Origin of the sequence: Shinella oryzae, assembly GCF_023038235.1 — a bacterium.
Classification (GTDB): Bacteria; Pseudomonadota; Alphaproteobacteria; order Rhizobiales; family Rhizobiaceae; genus Shinella; species Shinella sumterensis.
Window position 1 is genome coordinate 1,590,628 of record NZ_CP081987.1, and the last position, 20,260, is coordinate 1,610,887.

Genomic DNA, 20,260 nt, shown 5'->3' on the forward strand with positions numbered 1-20,260 from the left:
TCACCCTATCTTCATTTCAACGGTGACCGGGAGGATATGTTTCTCCCCGTGCAGCATGAAGCAGTTTGTAACAGGTTCTCCTGGCGCATCCACATCATAGCAGCAGGTTGTTTCCTCCCTTTCCTCGCTGCGATGCGCCCTCCTCGCCTCGCTTGTCCCATGACCGGCGAGGCTTTTTTTGCCTGTCCTTGTGTCTTGATCCCTGCACGGTAACGCCGGTGACTTTTCGCGCCCACGATAATGGGGCCGGTCGCGCCAAGGCGCGCCGGCTGGCCGTAATCCGTTTTCAGGAATTTGATGTCAGGCCTGGCGCTCGGGAACGTGGACCACGAGACCGTCAAGGGCATCCGACATCTTGATCTGACAGGAAAGCCGCGAGGTCGGCCGGACGTCATAGGCGAAGTCGAGCATGTCCTCTTCCATCGCTTCCGGCGGGCCGACAAGCGCCGTCCAAGTCTCGTCGACATAGACATGGCAGGTCGCGCAGGCGCAAGCGCCGCCGCATTCGGCCTCGATGCCGGGCACGGAGTTGCGCACGGCATTTTCCATGACCGTGGAGCCGTTGGCGACATCCAGTTCGTGACGGGTGCCGTCGAAGGCGACGATGGTGAGTTTGCTCATGATGGCTTCCGAATTCTGTGAGCGGCCCAGGGCCTCTGTCCGGCACGGCGGGCGACCGCCCGCCTGCCAGCGTTGCGGCCGAGGTTTCCAACAAAACCCCTCCACAGTCAACATCGCGCCGTGCCGCCCGGCCATCCGGGCGCGAGGGGCTGCCGTTATGCCACAGTTCCGGTCAGCGGCAGAGCTTCAGGATGAAGTTCTCGGCCTCGACGACGGCGGCCGTGACGGCGGCAAGCGCAATCGCATCCGCCGGGTTTTCCTCCAGCGCGGCGGCGGCGCGCGCGACGGCCGTGGCGCCGGCCGATTGCGCCGATCCCTTGAGGCGATGGGCGATCGAGGCGCGCGCCTCGCCGTCGAACATGGCCAGTTCCTTCATGCTCTGACGGGCGTGCCGCGCGAACATCTGCAGCACTTCCAGCTCCAGCGCCTTGTCGCCCATGGTCTGGCGGCCAAGGTGTACCAAATCGATCGGCCGTCCAGTCGAGGCACAGATGCCGCTGGCGTTGTCGGGGGTATCGAAGGCGATGTTGAGCGCTGCCATTTGCCAATATCCTTGTTCGCGCCGCGCGCGCTTGTTTCGTTATGGAGCATGCCACGTTTACGGGCCTGCCCGTCCGTTCGCCCGCCGGATGCGCGGAAAACGGATGCCATTGTGTATGGCGGAGGCCCCTATCGGATTAAAAGGCGGCGCAAAATGGGCATGAATCGCAAACTATGGTTAATGCCTGAAAAAAGGCTTTTTTCTCAAGCTTTCCATTGCGATACAGAATCGGCTGAAATTAACTTTCTGTTAAGTTTCAGCCTAAGGGAGATGGCAATCAATTGTGTGATACAGGCTAATGTGTCACTACGATACGGCCGGATAGTCCCGGTGGATAAGCCGTTGGCGGATATACACCCTTCCGTCATTTCGGTCTATCGAACGAATTGGGAATGAACGGCGGTCCGGACGCTGCGCAACCATGAGGGTTCGCGGCAAGACCGGCCGCCAACCGGACGATCTCGAATACGCCCGAGCAGCGGCGGCGCGTATAGGGCTCGACCCGGACATGGTAACGAGGCGTACCCGCATGGCGACGAACAAGACCATTGAGTCGATCGACGACAAGGCATTCCAGGCTCTCGAAGAGGCCTTGAAAATCGATTTCGACGATCTGACCGCGGAGACGCCTTCGAAGACGGATTCGTCGGAGGCCCGTGTGTCTGAACCAGCAAGTCGAATTCAGGGAAAGACGCAAGGTCAGCAGGCGTCCGCCGAGACCCCGCGCAACCTGAACCCCGAGCCCGGCCCGAAGACGCCGGTCTTCGCGCCCGCCAATGACGGTTCGCGCAAGACGCCCGCCGCGATCCTGAAGTCGCTCGACATGCGCTCCTCGCGCGGCCCCATCCGCATGGCCGCGCTCGCCTCCGTGCTTTGGGTCATCGGCGGCGTCGGCGTTGCCAATCTTCTTTATGCACCGCAGATCTGGCAGATCCGCTCCATCGCCGATCTGGTCGCCCTGCCCGGCGCCATCGGCATGCTGGTCGCGATCATCATGCCGATCATGCTGTTCTTCGCCTTCGCCATCATGATCGCGCGCGCCCACGAACTGCGCAGCGCGGCACGCTCCATGGCGGAAGTCGCCCTGCGCCTCTCTGAGCCGGAAACCGTCGCCGCCGACCGCATCATGTCCGTCGGCCAGGCCGTGCGCCGTGAAGTGTCGGCGATGAACGAAGGCATCGAGCGCACCATCGCACGCGCCACGGAACTCGAAACGCTCGTTCATTCCGAGGTCAACGCCCTCGAGCGCAGCTATTCCGACAATGAGATGCGCGTGCGCACGCTCGTGCAGGAACTCGGCACGGAACGCGAGGCGATCGTCAGCCATGCCGAACGCATCCGCTCGTCCATTTCCGGCGCGCACGAGCAGTTGAAGGACGAGCTGGCCAGCGCCGGTGAGAGCATCACGGCGCGCCTTGCCACGTCCGGCGAGGCCTTCGCCTCCATGCTCGACACGCGCGCCGCCATGCTGATGGAAAAGTCCGACAGCGCGACGCAGACCATCGGCGCGATGCTCGCCGCGCGCACGGACAACCTCCTGTCCACGCTGAGCTCCTCCGGCCTTGCGCTTGCCAACGAATTCGATACGCGCCTGGACCAGCTGACGCAGAACCTCGACAGCCGCGGCCGCGATCTTCTCCAGCAGTTCGAAACGCGCGCGACCTCGCTCGACGCGAACACGGAGAAGCTCAATGCCGCGCTTAACGAGCGCGCAAAACAGCTCAATGAAACGCTGATCGCCCGCACCCGCGAGATCAGCGAAAGCCTTTCGATCGGCCAGCAAGCCGTGACGAGCGGCCTCGATCACGTTCTCCAGTCGATGAACGCGGCGCTGGATGAAAAGGGCGCGCAGTTCCGCCAGAGCCTCAAGAACGCCGCCGACGACACGGTCATGGACCTCGACCTTCGTTCGGGCTTCTTCGACGAGCGCATGCAGGCGACCGTCGGCCAGATCGCCGGCACCTTCGACCAGCGCGTCGAGGAATTCGCCCAGGCCTTCGACCAGCGCGCCGGATCGCTCGATTCCAAGCTGATGGAGAGCCTTGCACGAATCAACGAGACCGTCGCCAGCGGCCGCGAGGCGATCGACGGCATCCTCACCTCCAGCATCGACCGCCTGGGCAACACGCTGACGGACCAGTCCTTCGCGCTGGCGACCACGATCGCCACCAGCCAGGAAGTGTTCGAAAGCGCCGTTTCCGGCCATGCCGAAGCCATCAGCAACGCCGTCGGCGGTGCGCATGAGCGCGTGGGCGCTGTCCTGTCCGAAAAGTCGTCCGCCCTGCTCGGCGGCCTCGCCGAGGTGCAGAGCCGTATCGAAAACGGCTTCGGCGCGCGCGCCGACGCGTTGGCCGAAAGCATCTCGGGCAGCGAACGCCGCCTGACGGAAGCGCTCGACAACCGCGGCACGGCCATCGCGACCGACATCCAGGCCGCCCAGGCCCGCATGGAAGAAGCGCTCGGCGCCCGCGCCGACGAGATCACCTCCACCATCGCGGCAAGCCACAACCGCCTCGACAGCGCGCTTACCGAGCGCACGGCAGCCCTTTCGGCCATGCTGCACGAGACCGGCAGCCAACTGGAGAATTCCGTGGGTTCGGCGGCCAATCGCGTCGAAACCGCGCTCACCGGTGCTGCCCGCCAGATCGATGAGGTCATCACCGGCCGCACCGCCAACCTTGCCTCCGTGCTGTCCAACAGCGCCGGCTCCATGCAGGCGGCCATCGACAATGCAGCCGACCGCGTCGAGCATGTGCTCTCAGAAGGCAGCCAGCAGCTCGGCGGCGTGCTGCACGGCCAGGCGACCGAGTTCGCCGACGCCTTCTCGGGCCGCGCCGCCGAGATCGCGCAAGCCCTTTCGGGCCGCGCCTCGGAGCTTGCCGGCTCGCTCGTCTCGACGCATGAACAGATCCGCGCGACGCTCGACGACCGCATCCATGCGATCAATGTCGCCATCAGCGAAGGCCGCGACCAGCTCACGGAGACGCTGAACGACCAGACCACCGCCATCGGCACGACCATCGCCACGAGCGCGGGCATGCTGGAAATCTCGCTGGAGCAGCAGCAGGAAGCACTGCGCCGCACCATCGACACCAGCGCCGACCTCCTGAATGCACGCGTTCGCGAAAGCACCGATGCCGTCGCCGAACGCCTCGGCGAGACCACGTCCAAGATCGCGCAGGCGGCCGATGCCTTCGGCGCGCGCATGGAGCAGACCGTTGACAGCGTCGCCAATCGCTTCGACACCACCGGCAGCCGCCTGGAAGAAAACCTCGGCAAGCTGGAAGCCCGCATCGAGCACAGCGTCGACAACGTCTCCGGCATCGTCGATACGGCAGCCTCGCGCATCTCCGACACGCTCGGCGAGCGCCTGGCCGACCTGGAGCGCGTGGGCAGCGACGTCTCGCTGCGCGTCTCCGACGCCCTCTCCCGCCCCATTGCCGAAGTCGACCGCATCGGCGACGAAACCACGGCGCGGATCGCCGCCACCCTCGCCGGCCATGTCGGCGATATCGAGCGCGTTGCGGGCGATGCCGCCCAGCGTATCGACAGCACGCTTGCCGACCGCGCGAGCCAGATCGCACAGGTCACCGACGAAGCTGCCGGACGCATCGACAGCACGCTCGCCGAGCGCGCGGGCCAGATCGCGCAGGTTACCGACCAGGCTGCAGGGCGCATCGAAAGCACGCTCGCCCAGCGTGCCAGCCAGATCGCGCAGGTAGCAGACGAGGCCGCCGGACGCATCGACAGCACGCTGAGCGAGCGCGCCAACCAGATCGCCCAGATCGCCGGCGAAGCCTCCGAACGCATCGCGACCACGATCGACGACAAGACCGGCCGCATCGAGGAACGCCTCGGCACGATGGACCGGGCGCTCACGATCGGCCTCGACAATGTGAACCGCACCATCGACGGCAAGGCTGCGGGCCTCGCCCAGACGCTGCGCGAAGCCGTTTCGCAGGCGGCGCAGGACATGGATGCCGAAGCCGTGCGCTCGGCCCAGTCGCTGGCCAAGACCGGCGAGGAATTCGTCAGCATCAGCAGTTCGCTGCGCGGCGCGGTGTCTCGTGCGGCCACGGAAATGGGCACGGAAGCCCAGCGGGTGGCCGAGAACATCGCACGCACCGGCGCCGAATTTGCCGAAAACCTCTCCACCCGCAACGAGGCCTTCGCCCGCTCCATCGAGGAGACGGAAAGCCGTCTGGCCGGTCAGGCGCAGGCCCTGCAGCAGGGTCTCGGCGAGGTTCAGAAGGCACTGGATACGCGCGGTGCCTCCATCCGTTCCACGCTCGACGAGCGCACCCGCGAGCTCAACTCCATGCTGGCGAGCCGCACGGAAGAGCTGTCGCGCCTCATCAACGAGGAAGCCCGCCCGGTCATCGACGATTACGCGGCCGTCGGCCGCGAGGCTGCCGAGCGGATCACCGGCGTCGCCCGCGAAAGCGCCGATCGCCTGCGCAACGAGAACGCCGCGCTCATCAACGCGATCTCCGCCCGCACCGCCGACACGCTGGCCGCCATCACGGCCCGCACGGACGAAGCGGCCGGCGCGATGCGCGCCATCGAAGACGGCCTCCAGGCCAATGTCGAGGGCCTGATCGCCCGCCTTTCGGAAAGCAACGGCGCCATCGCCGGCATGGTCGATGCGGCCAGCCAGACGCTGGGCGCCATCGATGGCCGTCTCAGCAGCACGGCCGAGCATTTCAGCTCGTCGGCCGAACGCGCCTCCGAAATGGTCGCCACCACGTCGCGCCTGCTGGAAGGCAAGGTCGACCGCCTGTCGGATATCGCGGCCGGCACCCTCTCCCAGATCGGCGGCATCGTCGGTCGTTTCGAGGACCACTCGAAGATCCTGTCGCAGGCGTCGGACCTCCTGGCCGCGGCCCAGTCCAACCTCGTTTCGACGCTCGAGGAGCGTCAGGATGCGCTGCGCGCGCTCTCCGTCGGCCTCGTCCAGCGGTCGGAGGAAATCGAGGGCACCATGCGCTCGCTCGAAGGCATGGTGGAAGGCGCCTTCAGCCGCGCCGAGGAACGCTCCAGCCAGATCGCCGGCAACCTGCGCGGCGGCATCCAGGGCTCGTTCGCCGAAGTCGGTCGCATCCTGAGCGAGACCGAAAAACGCGCCGAGACCGCCGCCGCCACGCTGCGCGATTCGCTGGTCAAGGCCGGCGAGGAAGCGGGCCAGTCCGTCGAAGGCGCCTTCGTGCGCGCCGAGGAGCGCACCAAGGAAGTCGCAAACCGCCTGCGCGGCAGCGTCAGCGCCTGGCTTTCGGATGTCGATCGCCTGTTGAACGAGTCCGGCAAGAAGTCCGAGGCCGCGACGGCCGTCATGCGCGACGCGATGCGCGAGGCGGTCGAGGAAGCCATCGGCAAGTTCTCCGGCGCCACCGAGGAAATCCGCCGCGCCGCCGGCGAAATCCGCCGCGAACTCGACCAAACCCGTGGCGAACTCAAGCGCGGCGCGTTCGACCTGCCGGAAGAAGCGAAGGAAAACGCCGCCCAGATGCGGCGCGCCGTCAGCGAGCAGATCAAGGCGCTGCAGGACCTGTCCGATATCATCGGCAAATCCTCGGCCGCTCTCGAAGTCTCGCGCCCGGCCGTTCAGGCGACACCTGCGCAGCAGCCCGTCCAGCAGCAGGCCCGCGTCGAGCCGCGTCGCGAGGAACAGCCGCAGCTTCGCGGCAGCCTCGGGCTGGAGCGCGCAGCCGCCGCCACCGTGCCGCAGCGCGCGCAGCCCCTGCCCGCCGAAACCGATGCCAGAACGGCAGGCGGCGAAGGCGGCTGGATGCGCGATCTCCTGCGCGGCGCCGTCTCGCGTGAGGAAGCCCAGTTCGCCCAGCCGCGCGGCGAAGGCCAGGCGGCCCGCCCCGCCGACAGCCGCAACCCGCGCCATGTCGTGGAATCGCTGAACTCCTTGTCCGTCGATATCGCCCGCGCCATCGATCACGATGCGTCGGTCGACCTGTGGCGCCGCTACCAGCGCGGCGAGCGCGACGTGTTTACCCGTCGCCTCTACACGCTGAAGGGCCAGCAGACCTTCGACGAGATCAAGCGCAAGTACGAGCGCGAGCCGGAATTCCGCACCGCCGTCGACCGTTACATCTCGGATTTCGAGAAGCTGCTCGCCGACGTGGCCCGCAACGACCGCGACAAGACGATGACGCAGACCTACCTCACCTCGGACACCGGCAAGGTCTACACCATGCTGGCCCACGCGGCAGGCCGCTTCAACTGAGTGAAGCAGATCGTGCAGGACTTGGCGGCCGTCCCTCGGGGCGGCCGTTTTGCGTTATGGCCGATAACGCATTTGTGAGCCGGCCGTGTCGTTTCCGCGCTCCCTTCTCTTATATTCGCGGCCGCCAGCCTCTATATCCCCAGCGAAAGGCCTGATGCCGCAAGGGAGAGAGACGAATATGATTGCAATACAGGGGTTTGGGCGCCTTCTCGCGACGCTGGCCGTGGCGCTGGTCGTGATGATGACGGTGGTGGACGTGGCCGAAGCCCGTCGCGCCGGCGGCGGTTTCGGCAGCCGCGGCACCCGCACCTTCTCCACGCCCTCGACGACGCGCACCGCGCCGAACGAAGCCCAGCCCATCGACCGCACGATGACGCGCCAGCCATCCACCACCCAGCAGGCGGCTGGCCGCAACAACACGGCGACGAACCCGCGTCCGGGCCTGTTCGGCGGCTTCGGCGGCTCCATGCTCGGCGGCCTGATGCTCGGCGGCCTTGTCGGCATGATGCTCGGCCACGGGCTCGGCGGCGGCATCGGCTTCCTCGGCCTGATCCTCCAGGTGCTGCTCATCGCCGGTGCCTTCCTGTTCATCCGCCGGATGTTCGCGCAGAAGAATGCACCGGCCTATGCCGGCGCAGGCGCGGCGCGCAGCACCTATCAGGGCGGCAACGGCTCGGATTTCGAGATCCCGCGCATCGGCGGCGGCCAGCGACAGGCCGCGGTCCAGCCGCAGTCCGGCGACGAGATCGGCATAGGACAGCAGGATCTCGAACAGTTCGAGGGCATGCTGAAGGAATTGCAGGCCGCCTATGCGGCGGAAGATTTCCGCACGCTCCGCCAGATCACGACGCCGGAGGCGATGTCCTACCTCGCCGAGGAGATCGGCGACAATGCCACGCAGGGCCTGCGCAACGAGGTGCGCGACATTCATCTCGTACAGGGCGACGTCGCCGAAGCCTGGCGCGAAGGCAGCGATGACTACGCTACCGTCGCCATGCGCTACGAAAGCATCGACGTGATGCGCGACCGCGCCTCGGGCAAGCTGGTCTCCGGCGATCCGGACACTCCCACGGAAACCGTCGAGGTCTGGACGTTCCTGCGCCGCAACGGTGGCGATTGGAAGGTCTCGGCCATCCAGGGCGTCGAAGCGGCCTGACGGGAAAAGACAAGGCCGCGCGCGACCTCAAGGGGCAGCGCGCGGCCGAAAATCTATCGATAAGAGATCGATCGATCAGATCGTTTTCAGCGTCCAGCCGACGATATCGGCGGTGACGGCGGCGAAGGCCGTATCGAGCGCCTTCACGAAAGCCGTATTACCCGTTCCGCGAACCGGCGCCGTAGCCCGGAACACCTTCTGCGCCCGCACGGAACCGTTGCGATCATTGAGCAGCTTGGCGGAAATCTCGACGATCGCGGTGCCGGCGCCGGAGGTCTGAACCTCGAACGCGCGAATCTCCGTCACGATCTGGTAGTCGATGGCCAGACCCTGGCCGGGCGTACCGACACCGCCCAGACGGCCGGTGTTCTCGAAAGCCTGCACGAGCTTGGCCTGCACCATCTTGGTCAGGCTATCACTCCACTGCGACTGCGAAAGATACTGGATCTCCGATGGCGACGGACGGATGACGATCTGTTCGCTGTCGATCGCCTTCAGCGCGGTCGGCTGCGGCACGAGGATTTGCCGGCTCTTGGCAGACGGCCCCTCGATCGGTGCCGCAGATGTGAGGCTGAACGTATCGTTCTTGGCTGCTCCACCGCCGCAGGCGGTCAGTGACGCAGCCAGAACGGCCGAGAGTGCGATCCGCGTCGCAGGTCCTCTCCGCCACATCTCCATACCCGATACCGTCATATTGTCCTCGAAACCCTTGATATCGATATGTAGCAGCGGCCTTGCAGGCTGTCACGGTGGTGTGGGCCAAGTCCTTGCACGCAAGCGAGACCTGAGCGGCCGTTGTGTAAATACGGCCACACTTCAAGGGTGTCAGCGGCGGGTGCGGCCGTCATACTGCTTGACGGTCTCGCCGCCGAACAGCAGGCGCTGGGGATTGCGCTCGAAACCGGAGATCGCGCTGTCGAGATTCTGGATGGTGCGGCGCGTATCGAGCACCAGCGCCTCGACATCGCGAAGGCCCGAGCCCGAGAAGCGCTGAAGCCCGTCGGCAATCGGCCCGATCCGGCCATTCAGCGTATCCGCCGCCTGCTTGATCGACTGCAAGGTCGCCTTGGCCTCGGCAAACAGCGATTCGGAATCGCCCTCGCCCAGGAAGCCGTCGAGCTTGGCGAGCACGCCGTCGACACGGGTGGATGCCGCGTTCAGCTTGCTGCTCATCTGCTGCACGTCGGTGATGATCTGGTCGATGTCTTCCTGGCGGTTGCCGATCTTGTCGGCGACGCCGGTGACGGACGCGATTGCCTTGCGTGCATCCTGGGTCGCGACCGAGATATTGTCGATGGCGCCGCTGACCTTCTGTGTATCGACGGCGGCGATCAGGCTATCGACCTTGTTGAGCGTGGCGGTCGCATTCTTGCCGAATGTGTCGAAGGTCTCGGCCGTCTTGCGGAAGCCCTCGACCGTCTCCTTCACGTTGCCGGAGGCGTCGGCGATATCCTTGCTGACCTTGTCGACATTGCCGACGAAGTCCTCGACCTTCTTCGGATCGACGGCCTTGATCAACGAATCGACCGAGGCGAGCGTGGAATCGAGCCGGCCCGAAAGGTTCCTGAACGTCTCGGAAAGCCCGCCGACGCTCTTCAGGAATTCGTCGATGTTCTCGCCGTTGGCGGCAAGCGAATCGGAGAAGCGCTCGGCATTCTGGATGGTCTTGGTGAGCGGGCCGCGGGCGTCGGCGACAAAACCCTGGACATCGGTAATGGCGGCATCGGCCCGCTTGAGGATCTTGTCGGCCGTCGACAGGATATTGGTCACGCTCGACTGCTCGGCCTGGAGAACCGCGGCCGTCTCGTTGTCGAAGGCATCGCGCAGGATGTTCGGATCGCCGGCGGAACCACCGGAAAGCTCGATATAGGCGGCCCCCGTCAGGCCCTGCACTTCCAGCACGGCGGAGGTGGATTTCTTCACGGGTGCGGTGGTTGCGACCTCCGTCATGGCGACGGAGAAGCGCGGATCGTCCTTGTCGATGGCAAGGCTGCGCACGGAACCAACGGGAATGCCGTTGAAGCGCACGGGCGAGCCGATGGACAGGCCGTTGGCAGAACCCGGAATGCGGATCGCCAGCTGCGCCATGTCGCCGCCCCGGCCGTATTGTGACATCCAGTAGACGAACACGAAGGCGGCTGCCATGACCAGCACGGTGAAGAAACCGACGAGGGCGTAATTGGCTTTCGTTTCCATTCTTCAGTCCTGCTCGCAGTTCCATCCGCCGGGACGGGATGCTCCCGGATGTCCTTCATGTCTATCGCACGATCGATCGTGCACGCTTGCCCTGGAAATAGGACTGCACCCAAGGATCGTCAAAGGCCAGCATGTCCTCGATGGTGCCTTCCACGAGAACCTTCTTCTGCCCAAGCACGGCGATGCGGTCGCATACCGAAAACAGGCTGTCGAGGTCGTGAGTCACCATATACACGGTGAGGCCCAGAGTGTCGCGCAGTTTGGCGATCAGCGCATCGAATTCGGCCGCGCCGATGGGATCGAGGCCCGATGTCGGCTCGTCCAGGAAGACAAGCGCCGGATCGAGCGCCAGCGCGCGGGCCAGCGCCGCGCGCTTGATCATGCCGCCCGAAAGCTCCGAGGGGAATTTTTCCGCGGCGTCGGGTGCGAGGCCGACGAGCTCGATCTTCAGCCGCGCCAGTTCGTCCATCATCGCCTGCGGAAGGTCGAGATATTCGCGCATCGGCACCTGGATGTTTTCCCGCACCGTCAGCGACGAGAACAGCGCCCCCTGCTGGAAGAGCACGCCGAGCTTCATGTCCAGCGCCATGCGCTCGGAATCCGTCGCCTTGTCGAAATCCGTGCCGAAGATCTGGATATTGCCGCCGCGGCGCGGCAGGAGCCGCAGCACGGTGCGCATCAGAACGGATTTGCCGGTGCCGGATGCACCAACGAATCCGAGGATTTCGCCGCGGTAGATATCGAGATTGAGCTTGTCGAGGACGATCTTCGTGCCGAAACCGACGGTCAGGTCCTTGACCGAGAGAATGACGTCCTTCTGATCTGCCGTAACCGGGTCCATCTGCATTCCTAGAAGTCGATTGCGGAGTAGAACACGGCGAAGAGGGCGTCTACGAGGATGACGACGAAAATGGACTTAACCACGGCGGCGGTGACGTGCCGGCCGAGCGATTCGGCGCTGCCGCCGACCTTCAGGCCTTCCACCGATGCGACGATGCCGATGATCAGCGCCATGAAGGGCGCCTTGATCATGCCGGAGACGATGGTCGAGAGATCGATCGCCTCGCGCAGGCGCGACAGGAACGTGTCGAAGGTGATGCCCGAATAGGCCCGGGCCACGAAGGCGGCACCGGCGAGCGCCGCGAAGTTGGCGATGATCGTCAGAAGCGGCAGCGCGACCGTGAGCGCCACCAGCCGCGGAAAGACGAGGACGCCGATGGGGCTGAGCCCCATCACCTTCAGCGCATCGATCTCCTCGCGCATCTTCATCGAGCCGATTTCGGCCGTGATGGCGCTGCCGGAGCGGCCTGCGATCATGATGGCCGTCAGCAGGACGCCGATTTCGCGCAGCTGCAGGATACCGACGAGATCGACGACGAAGACTTCCGCCCCGAAGTACCGCAGCTGGAAGGCGCCCTGCTGGGCGATGATCGCGCCGATGAGGAACGACATCAGCAGAATGATCGGAACGGCGCGCACGCCCATATGGTCGATCTGGTGCACGATGGCGGCGGGCGAAACGCCGCTTTTGCGGCCAAGCTTGAGCTGCGCCCCGCGCACCGCCGAGCCCAGAATGAACATGGCCGCGACCGAGTCGTTCCAGATGTCGACCACGACGCGGCCGATGGGGGCGAAGATGCGTTCGAATCTCGAGCCCGACGCGCTGCGCGTATCGCCGGCTTCGGCCAGCTTTTCGGGCAGTGCCGCGATGAGGTCCGCATAGCTTGCGCCCGGCCGGTCGGTGATGTTGACCTCGCCACCGCCCGACTGGCGCGCGGTGATGGCGCGACGCAGCAGCCAGGCGCCGGCGGTATCCATTTCCTCGACGCCGCCGAGGTCGATCTCAAGCGGCCCCGTCGTGCCGCCCTTCATGCCGTCGAGCTGTTTGGAGGCGGCGACCGCCGTCGTGTTGATCCAGCGGCCGGAGAGACGCCAGATCTCGCCGTCTCCACCCGTCAGGCTCTCGGTCTTTATCTCTGCGAGGGTATCGGTGTTCGTGGCCAAGTGTCTTGCATCTTCCCGTGCGTGGGACAACATGCCCTGTCTTATCGACTCGCGCATCGTCTGTCACCGAACGAAGGGGCAAAAGCCCGTCGCCTTGCGCATTTTTCAATACCGGGAGAGCCGATCCGATGCACAGAACACTTCTCGCCGCCGCCGAGAGCTTCCCGATTGCCGGCGCTTTCACCATTTCGCGTGGCGCCAAGACGACGGCGGAGGTGGTGACCTGCACGATTGGCGCCTCGGGTGCCCTCGGCCGCGGCGAATGCGTGCCCTATGCGCGCTACGGCGAATCGGTGCCGGGTGTGCTTGCCGCTATCGAGGAGATGCGCGGCGCCATCGAGGACGGCGTCGGCCGCGAGGAGCTTGCCCGCCTCATGCCGGCGGGTGCGGCGCGCAATGCGCTGGACTGCGCCCTTTGGGACCTGGAGGCCAAGCTGTCCGGCGTACCCACATGGCAGGTGCTGGATACGACGGCGCCGCAGAAACTGGTCACGGCCTACACGCTTTCGCTCGGGGAACCCGACACCATGCAGCGGCAGGCCGCCGAACATGCCTGGCGTCCCCTGCTCAAGGTGAAGGTCGGAACGGCTGACGATGAAGCCCGTATCCGCGCCGTGCGCGCGGGCGCACCCGACAGCGCCATCATCCTCGATGCCAACGAGGGCTGGACGCCGGACAATCTCGCCCATCACTTCGCCCTCTGCGCGCAGGCCCGCATCACGCTGGTCGAACAGCCGCTGCCGGCGGACAACGATTCGGCGCTGCGCGGCATGGCGCGCTCCGTCATCGTCTGCGCCGACGAGAGCGTGCATCGCACGCGCGATGTCGCCGGCCTCGCCGACCGCTACGACGCCATCAACATCAAGCTCGACAAGGCCGGCGGGCTGACGGAAGCGCTGGCGCTTCGCCAGGCGGCACGGTCCCACGGCCTGAAGATCATGGTGGGATGCATGGTCGGCACGTCGCTCGGCATGGCGCCGGCCGTGCTTCTGGCGCAAGGCGCCGACTTCGTCGATCTCGACGGCCCGCTGCTTCTGGCGCGCGACCGGGAGCCGGCCCTGCGCTACGAAGGCTCCGACGTCTATCCGCCGGAGCCGGCACTCTGGGGCTGAGCCGATGGCGCGAGCAACCGGCCTGCCACGACGCAGATGAGACCGGCTGCGGCGACCAGCGACATCAGGTAGAAGCCCTGAACGCCATACCAGCTGAAGGCATAGCCCGAGACGAAGGTCGCCAGTGCCGTGAAGATGCCGGTGTAGAAGAAGTACAGCCCCTGCGCCGCCGCCTCCTGCTCTTCCGCCACCCGCTGCACGAGCCGGCTTTGCGCACTCATGTGGATGAGCGCATAGGTGAAGGCATGCAGGCATTGCAGCGCGAAATAGCCGGCAAACGACATCTCCATCGGAAAGACGATCCAGCGCACGACGGCCACCGACGCACCGACGATCATCATCGACCAGAGATTGAAGCGCCGCCTGAGCTGGACGGCGAGCAGGAAGAACACCACCTCCGCCAGCACTCCCGCGCTCCAGAGGATGCCGACATCGACGCCGCTAAAGCCCATCTTCTGCCAGTAGATCGCCGAGAAGGCGAACAGCATGGCGTGGCTGGCGTTGACGAGGGAAACGCCGATCAGCATCAGTTGCACGTCGCTTTGGCGCAGCGTGCTCTTCGTCGGCATGGTCGCTATGGCGGCGATCGGTGACGGCCGGCGCGGCTTGCCGATCTTCGGCGCGATGATCGCGCCCACGACGGTCAGCACGAAAGCCGCCGCCATCGCGGGCAGCACCATGGCGCCGCCATAGAGCCCGGCAAGCCAGCCGCCGACCATTGTGGCAACAATGAAGGCGAGCGAACCCCATAGGCGCATGCGGCCATAATCGAAGTTCCAGCGCCGCACGCCCGACAGCATGATCGCCTCGGTGATCGGCACATAGGGCGAATAGACCGCGCCCTGCAGCGTGTAGAGCAGCAGGATCGGCCAGAACGAGCCGGTCGCAAACAGTGCCACGGCCGTCAAAAGCGAGAGCAGCCCCGACCACAGGAGCACGACCGAGCGCTCGCCGATCCGGTCGGCGATGACGCCCGCGACCGGCGCGGTGAAGACCCGCACGAATAGCGGCACGGCAAGCACGATGCCAATCTGGAAATCGGTAAGCGACAGCGTTTCCAGCCAGACCGGGAAAAACGGGAGCGCAATGCCGTTGACCATCATCGGCGCGCAGAAGACAAGCGCGATCCGCACGGCGAAGAACGGCGGCGCGCCGGTGGTAACTCTGAACCCGGAAGGGGGCGTCATTGGCGGGAAACCTGCATTGAAACGCTTGCCGCTCTATCATGCCGCAGCGCGCAGGCCAATCCGGGATTTTTCAGGCGTCGGCGCCTGCCGGGAAGCCGCCTCAGGCGGCCTCCGCGCCAACCCGTTCGCGCGTCTCGATGGCCGGCATCTGGTGCGATACGGCGAGCACGGCGGCGGGCCGCGAGGCCATCGTCTGCCAGGTGATCAGCTCCATCTCGCCGTCATGGTGTTCGGCGATCGCCGTGCAGCTTTCCACCCAGTCGCCGCTGTTGATATAGCGGATGCCGTCGATTTCGGTGATGACGGCATGGTGGATATGGCCGCAGATGACGCCGTCGGCATTGTTGCGGCGCGCCTCCTCGACCACGACCTTCTGGAACTCGCCGATGAAGTTGACGGCCGACTTGACCTGTTGCTTCGCCCAGGACGAGAACGACCAGTACGGCAGGCCGAGCCGGCGCCGGATGGCGGCGAAGACCACATTGATGGCGATGGCCGCGTCATAGGCCCAGTCGCCGAGATAGGCGACGACGCGGGCATGGCGCACGACCACGTCGAACTGGTCGCCGTGCAGCACCAGATAGCGCCTGCCGTCCGCGCCTTCGTGGATCATGCGCTCGGCCACCTCGACACCGCCGAAATGCGTGCCGGGGAAATCGCGCAGGAACTCGTCGTGATTGCCGGGGATATAGACGATGCGCGTGCCCTTGCGCGCCTTGCGCAGGATCTTCTGCGTGACGTCGTTGAAGGCCTGCGGCCAGTACCAGTTGCGCTTCAGCCGCCAGCCATCGACGATGTCGCCGACCAGCACAATGGTCTCGGCCTCGTGGTGCCGCAGGAAGTCCAGAAGGAAATCGGCCTTGGCGGCCTTCGATCCCAGATGCACATCCGAGATGAAGAGCGTGCGGAAGTGGCGGACGTCGGGGTCGGCAGGGGTCACGGTCATGCGTTCGTCTCCGGGTGGCCGGCCACCGCGATCATCGTCATGACGGGCGGCTCTCGGTCTCCTGAAAACCAGAGTCCTATTTCAGATTGATGACACAGCTATGCATTTTCGAAAGGCAAATAGGCATTGCACCGGCTGTTGAATGCGGCTTTATGGTACACCCGTTAAACTTCACGTCGCGGCGGTTTTGTGCCACGAAGGCCGCAACGAAAACAGAATATGGCAGGAGTATCATGAGCACCGGTGACAAACCGCGGACGCAGAACGGCCCCGCAAGCGGAGACATCGACCAGCAGGCGCTTTTCTTCCACCGTTATCCCCGTCCCGGAAAGCTCGAGATCACCGCCACCAAGCCGCTCGGCAACCAGCGCGACCTCGCGCTCGCCTATTCGCCGGGCGTCGCCGCGCCCTGTCTTGCCATCCGCGACGATCCGAGCACGGCCGCCGATTACACGGCGCGCTCCAATCTCGTCGCCGTGGTGTCCAACGGTACGGCCGTCCTCGGCCTCGGCAATATCGGACCGCTCGCCTCTAAGCCCGTCATGGAAGGCAAGGCCGTCCTCTTCAAGAAATTCGCCGGCGTGGACGTCTTCGACATCGAGATCGACGCCCCGACCGTCGAGCAGATGGTCGATGTCATCTCCGCTCTCGAGCCGACCTTCGGCGGCATCAACCTCGAGGACATCAAGGCGCCCGAATGCTTCGAGGTCGAGCGCCAGTTGCGCGAGAAGATGGATATCCCCGTCTTCCACGACGACCAGCACGGCACGGCCATCATCGTTGCGGCCGCCGTCCTGAACGGCCTTGAGCTTGCCGGAAAATCGCTCGCCGACGCCAAGATCGTAGCCTCCGGGGCGGGTGCTGCCGCGCTTGCCTGCCTCAACCAGCTCGTCGTGCTCGGCGCCAAGGTCGAAAACATCTGGGTCCACGACATCGAAGGCCTCGTCTACAGGGGCCGCGAAGCGCTGATGGACCAGTGGAAGGCCGTCTACGCGCAGGAAACCGACAAGCGGGTGCTCGCCGAAACCATCGACGGTGCCGATGTCTTCCTCGGTCTTTCCGCCGCTGGCGTGCTGAAGCCCGAATTGCTCGTGCGCATGGCCGAAAAGCCGCTGATCATGGCGCTCGCCAATCCCACGCCGGAAATCATGCCCGAAGAGGCGCGCGCCGCCCGCCCGGACGCGATGATCTGCACCGGCCGTTCGGACTTCCCGAACCAGGTCAACAACGTCATCTGCTTCCCCTACATCTTCCGCGGCGCGCTCGATTGCGGCGCGCGCACGATCAACGAGGAAATGAAGATGGCCGCCGTGCGCGCCATCGCAGCGCTCGCCCGCGAAGAGGTGTCCGACGTCGCCGCCCGCGCCTATTCCGGCGAAACGCCCGTCTTCGGCCCGAACTACCTCATCCCCTCGCCCTTCGACCAGCGGCTCATCCTGCGGATTGCGCCGGCCGTCGCGCGCGCGGCCGCCGAAACCGGCGTGGCCATGCGCCCGATTGCCGATTTCGACGCCTATCTCGACCAGCTGAACCGCTTCGTCTGGCGCTCGGGCTTCATCATGAAGCCGATCTTCGCGGCGGCGAAGAATGCCGAGAAGAAGCGCGTGATCTTCGCCGAAGGCGAGGACGAGCGCGTGCTGCGCGCAGCCCAGGTGCTGCTGGAAGAGGAAATCGCCAAGCCCATCCTCATCGGCCGCCCGCAGATCATCGAGACGCGCCTCAAGCGCTATGGCCTGCGCATTCGCCCCGACAGCGATTTCGAGGTCATCAACCCGGAAGACGATCCGCGCTACCGCGACTATGTCGACGATTATTTCCGCATCGTCGGCCGCAAGGGCGTCATCCCGGAAGCCGCACGTACCATCGTGCGCACCAACCAGACCGTCATCGGTGCGCTGGCCGTCAAGCGCGGCGAGGCCGACGCGCTGATCTGCGGCGTCGAAGGGCGCTATGCCAAGCACCTGCGCGATGTCAGCCAGATCATCGGCAAGAAGCCGGGCGTGCTGGACTTCTCCGGCCTCAGCCTGCTGATCTCCCAGCGCGGCGCGACTTTCTTCACCGACACCTATGTCACCTTCAATCCGACGGCAGAGGAAGTTGCGGAAATGACGGTGATGGCGGCCAAGGAAATCCGCCGTTTCGGCATCACGCCGCGTGCCGCCCTCGTCTCGCACTCGAACTTCGGCTCGCGCGATTCCGACAGCGCCTACAAGATGCGCCGCGCGATGGATATCGTGCGCGAGATCGACCCGACGCTGGAAGCCGACGGCGAAATGCACGGCGATGCCGCGATTTCCGAAACGCTGCGCCAGCGCGTCATGCCGAACTCGACGCTATCAGGCGAAGCCAACCTCCTGGTCTTCCCGAACCTCGACGCCGCCAACATCACGATGGGCGTCGTCAAGACCATGACGGACAGCCTGCATGTCGGCCCGATCCTGCTCGGCGCCGCCCTGCCTGCCCATATCCTGTCGCCGTCGGCCACCTCGCGCGGCGTCGTCAACATGGCGGCACTTGCCGTGGTGGAAGCCTCCTACCCGGATTGATGCCGCAGGCGGCCTATCGAGACGGACGGCCGCCGGCAAACCCGGCGGCCGTTTTCGTCAGGAAGGACCCGAAAGGCTGATCCTGCGCGTGATGCCGATCGCTTCCAGAAACGCCGCGTCGTGGCTGACGACGACGAGCGCGCCGTCATAGGCCCGCAGGCCCGCCTCCACCGCCTCGATGGAATCGATATCCAGATGGTTCGTCGGCTCGTCCAGCACAAGCAGGGCCGGCGGCTGCCCGGCGCCCAGCACGCAGGCGAGACCAGCCCGCAGCAATTGCCCGCCGCTGAGGCTGCCCGCCACCTGCAAGGCCGCATCCGCCCGGAACATGAAGCGCGCCAGGGCGGCCCGGCAGGCATTCTCGTCCGCACCGGGATTGATCCGCCGGAAATTGTCGCGGATCGACAGGGCCGGGTCGAGCAGGCTCACCCGCTGGTCGAGCATGGCAAGATCGGTGAAGAGGCGCACGCTGCCCCTCTCCGGTTGCAGGTCGCCCGTCAGCAGCGACAGGAGCGTGGTCTTTCCCGAACCGTTCGGACCGGTGATGGCGATGCGCTCCGGGCCCGTGACGACGAGGGAGAAACCGCGGATAACCGGTTGCTCCGGCCGGTAACCCGCCGCGACATCCTCCATGCGCAGGACCACCCGGCTTGCCGGCAGGCGCGTCGGCGGCACGTTGACCGTCAGGGGCTGGAGCACTTCGATACGCGCGCGGGCCTTGGCGACGGCGTCGCCCGCCTCCGCCTGCCGGCCCTCGGCAAGCCGCGCATTCGCACCGCCCGTGAGCTCGCTGCGCTCCTTCATGGCACCGAGAATTATGCGCGGGATATCCCCCCGCGCGCGCTTGCGGCGGCCCGCGCTTTCCTTGCGGGCGTGGCGCTCGGCAATGACCTGCATGGTGCGCGCCACCTCACCCGCATGCTTTTCCGCATCGGCGAGATCGCGATGGGCCGCGGCCAGTTCGAGCGCCTTGCGCTGCCGGTAGGCGCTCCAGTTTCCGCCATAGCTGCTAGCACCCAGTGTCGTCAGTTCGACGATGACGTCCATCGTCTCCAGCAATTCGCGGTCGTGGCTGACGACCACCGCGCCGGCCCGCCAGCCGGCAAGCAGGTCGAGCACCGCCTGCCGGCCCTCACGGTCGAGATTGTTGGTCGGCTCGTCGAGCAGCAGGAAATCCGGCTCCTGGAACACCAGCGCCGCAAGGGCTGCCCGCGTGCGTTGCCCGCCCGACAAGGCCGACAGCGGGGTATCCGAGCCCGCCTGAAGCCCGACACGCGCGAGCGCAGCTGAAAACCGCGCCTCCACGGTCCAGTCGGCATCGGCAAGCGCGTCGGCGTCCGCCGCGCCGCGTTCCGCGCGGGCGATGAGGTCGAGCATGTCGGCAATGCCGAAAAGATCGGCGACTGTCTCTCCAGCGGTGATCTGCACGGTCTGGCGCAGCACGCCTAGCGTACCGTCGACGGTGATGGCCCCCGATCGCGGAATAAGTTCGCCCGTGACGAGCCTGAGCAGCGTCGTCTTGCCGACGCCATTGCGGCCGACAAGGCCGGTGCGTGCGGCGCCGAAGGTCAGGTCGAGATCGGAAAGAAGCGTGTGCCCGTCAGGCGTGGACCACGAGATTTTGGAAAGCGTGATGGAATGCGGCATGGATGCGGATATCCCCGATGACAAAACGAAGTCGATTTGCGGTCGGGTTGAAATCCATGAAGCACCATC

The 20,260-nt window shown here is 65.6% G+C and carries 13 protein-coding genes; 4 read left to right on the top strand and 9 right to left on the bottom strand.

Annotated features, from left to right (window positions below):
• Positions 1 to 300: 300 nt before the first annotated feature.
• Positions 301 to 621: a 2Fe-2S iron-sulfur cluster-binding protein gene (locus K6301_RS07940; RefSeq protein ID WP_134649955.1), complete on the bottom strand. Its 321-nt coding sequence runs from the start codon at positions 619 to 621 to the stop codon at positions 301 to 303.
• Positions 622 to 793: 172 nt separating this feature from the next.
• A complete protein-coding gene (locus K6301_RS07945) occupies positions 794 to 1,162 on the bottom strand; it encodes an Hpt domain-containing protein (protein ID WP_247220358.1) in 369 nt (122 codons plus the stop codon).
• 529 nt (positions 1,163 to 1,691) lie between these two features.
• On the opposite strand from K6301_RS07945, the gene K6301_RS07950 reads away from it, so the two are divergent.
• Positions 1,692 to 7,397 carry an apolipoprotein A-IV repeat region-like domain-containing protein gene (locus K6301_RS07950; RefSeq protein ID WP_247220359.1) on the top strand — a complete coding sequence of 1,902 codons (5,706 nt, stop codon included), beginning with the start codon at positions 1,692 to 1,694 and terminating at the stop codon, positions 7,395 to 7,397.
• Positions 7,398 to 7,575: 178 nt separating this feature from the next.
• Positions 7,576 to 8,553 carry a Tim44 domain-containing protein gene (locus K6301_RS07955; RefSeq protein WP_247220360.1) on the top strand — a complete coding sequence of 326 codons (978 nt, stop codon included), beginning with the start codon at positions 7,576 to 7,578 and terminating at the stop codon, positions 8,551 to 8,553.
• Between the two features lie 75 nt (positions 8,554 to 8,628).
• Here K6301_RS07955 and K6301_RS07960 read toward each other — a convergent pair whose 3' ends face one another.
• The 4 genes from K6301_RS07960 to K6301_RS07975 form a co-directional block, all read right to left on the bottom strand.
• Complete coding sequence (locus K6301_RS07960; RefSeq protein ID WP_247220361.1) at positions 8,629 to 9,246, bottom strand: ABC-type transport auxiliary lipoprotein family protein; 618 nt, start codon at positions 9,244 to 9,246, stop codon at positions 8,629 to 8,631.
• A 132-nt stretch (positions 9,247 to 9,378) separates the two neighbouring features.
• Positions 9,379 to 10,749, bottom strand: coding sequence for an MlaD family protein (locus K6301_RS07965; RefSeq protein ID WP_247220362.1), 1,371 nt, complete (start codon positions 10,747 to 10,749; stop codon positions 9,379 to 9,381).
• Between the two features lie 61 nt (positions 10,750 to 10,810).
• Entirely contained in the window at positions 10,811 to 11,590 is a 780-nt protein-coding gene (locus K6301_RS07970; RefSeq protein WP_160869158.1) for an ABC transporter ATP-binding protein, read from the bottom strand.
• Positions 11,591 to 11,598: 8 nt separating this feature from the next.
• A complete protein-coding gene (locus K6301_RS07975) occupies positions 11,599 to 12,753 on the bottom strand; it encodes an ABC transporter permease (RefSeq protein WP_247220363.1) in 1,155 nt (384 codons plus the stop codon).
• Positions 12,754 to 12,881: 128 nt separating this feature from the next.
• Between K6301_RS07975 and dgcA the strand changes: the two genes are divergently transcribed.
• A complete protein-coding gene (gene dgcA / locus K6301_RS07980; protein ID WP_247220364.1) occupies positions 12,882 to 13,865 on the top strand; it encodes an N-acetyl-D-Glu racemase DgcA in 984 nt (327 codons plus the stop codon).
• Here dgcA and K6301_RS07985 read toward each other — a convergent pair.
• Together K6301_RS07985 and K6301_RS07990 are read right to left on the bottom strand one after the other, a co-directional pair.
• Positions 13,835 to 15,052, bottom strand: a complete 1,218-nt coding sequence (locus K6301_RS07985) for an MFS transporter (RefSeq protein WP_247220365.1) — start codon at positions 15,050 to 15,052, stop codon at positions 13,835 to 13,837. The two genes, dgcA and K6301_RS07985, sit on opposite strands and share 31 nt — an antisense overlap.
• 100 nt (positions 15,053 to 15,152) lie before the next feature.
• Positions 15,153 to 15,998, bottom strand: coding sequence for a UDP-2,3-diacylglucosamine diphosphatase (locus tag K6301_RS07990; protein WP_247220366.1), 846 nt, complete (start codon positions 15,996 to 15,998; stop codon positions 15,153 to 15,155).
• A gap of 233 nt (positions 15,999 to 16,231) precedes the next feature.
• Here K6301_RS07990 and K6301_RS07995 point away from each other — a divergent pair, with 233 nt between their 5' ends.
• Entirely contained in the window at positions 16,232 to 18,544 is a 2,313-nt protein-coding gene (locus K6301_RS07995) for an NADP-dependent malic enzyme (protein WP_247220368.1), read from the top strand.
• Positions 18,545 to 18,601: 57 nt separating this feature from the next.
• On the opposite strand, the gene K6301_RS08000 is transcribed toward K6301_RS07995, so the two are convergent.
• Positions 18,602 to 20,191, bottom strand: coding sequence for an ABC-F family ATP-binding cassette domain-containing protein (locus K6301_RS08000; RefSeq protein ID WP_247220370.1), 1,590 nt, complete (start codon positions 20,189 to 20,191; stop codon positions 18,602 to 18,604).
• Positions 20,192 to 20,260: the final 69 nt, after the last annotated feature.

Coding starts and splice junctions, on each gene's coding strand:
- K6301_RS08000 (WP_247220370.1), bottom strand. CDS start 20,191: ATGCCGCATTCCATCACGCTTTCCAAAATCTCGTGGTCCACGCCTGAC.
- K6301_RS07965 (WP_247220362.1), bottom strand. CDS start 10,749: ATGGAAACGAAAGCCAATTACGCCCTCGTCGGTTTCTTCACCGTGCTG.
- K6301_RS07955 (WP_247220360.1), top strand. CDS start 7,576: ATGATTGCAATACAGGGGTTTGGGCGCCTTCTCGCGACGCTGGCCGTG.
- K6301_RS07970 (WP_160869158.1), bottom strand. CDS start 11,590: ATGGACCCGGTTACGGCAGATCAGAAGGACGTCATTCTCTCGGTCAAG.
- K6301_RS07940 (WP_134649955.1), bottom strand. CDS start 621: ATGAGCAAACTCACCATCGTCGCCTTCGACGGCACCCGTCACGAACTG.
- K6301_RS07945 (WP_247220358.1), bottom strand. CDS start 1,162: ATGGCAGCGCTCAACATCGCCTTCGATACCCCCGACAACGCCAGCGGC.
- K6301_RS07950 (WP_247220359.1), top strand. CDS start 1,692: ATGGCGACGAACAAGACCATTGAGTCGATCGACGACAAGGCATTCCAG.
- K6301_RS07960 (WP_247220361.1), bottom strand. CDS start 9,246: ATGACGGTATCGGGTATGGAGATGTGGCGGAGAGGACCTGCGACGCGG.
- K6301_RS07985 (WP_247220365.1), bottom strand. CDS start 15,052: ATGACGCCCCCTTCCGGGTTCAGAGTTACCACCGGCGCGCCGCCGTTC.
- dgcA (WP_247220364.1), top strand. CDS start 12,882: ATGCACAGAACACTTCTCGCCGCCGCCGAGAGCTTCCCGATTGCCGGC.
- K6301_RS07990 (WP_247220366.1), bottom strand. CDS start 15,998: ATGACCGTGACCCCTGCCGACCCCGACGTCCGCCACTTCCGCACGCTC.
- K6301_RS07995 (WP_247220368.1), top strand. CDS start 16,232: ATGAGCACCGGTGACAAACCGCGGACGCAGAACGGCCCCGCAAGCGGA.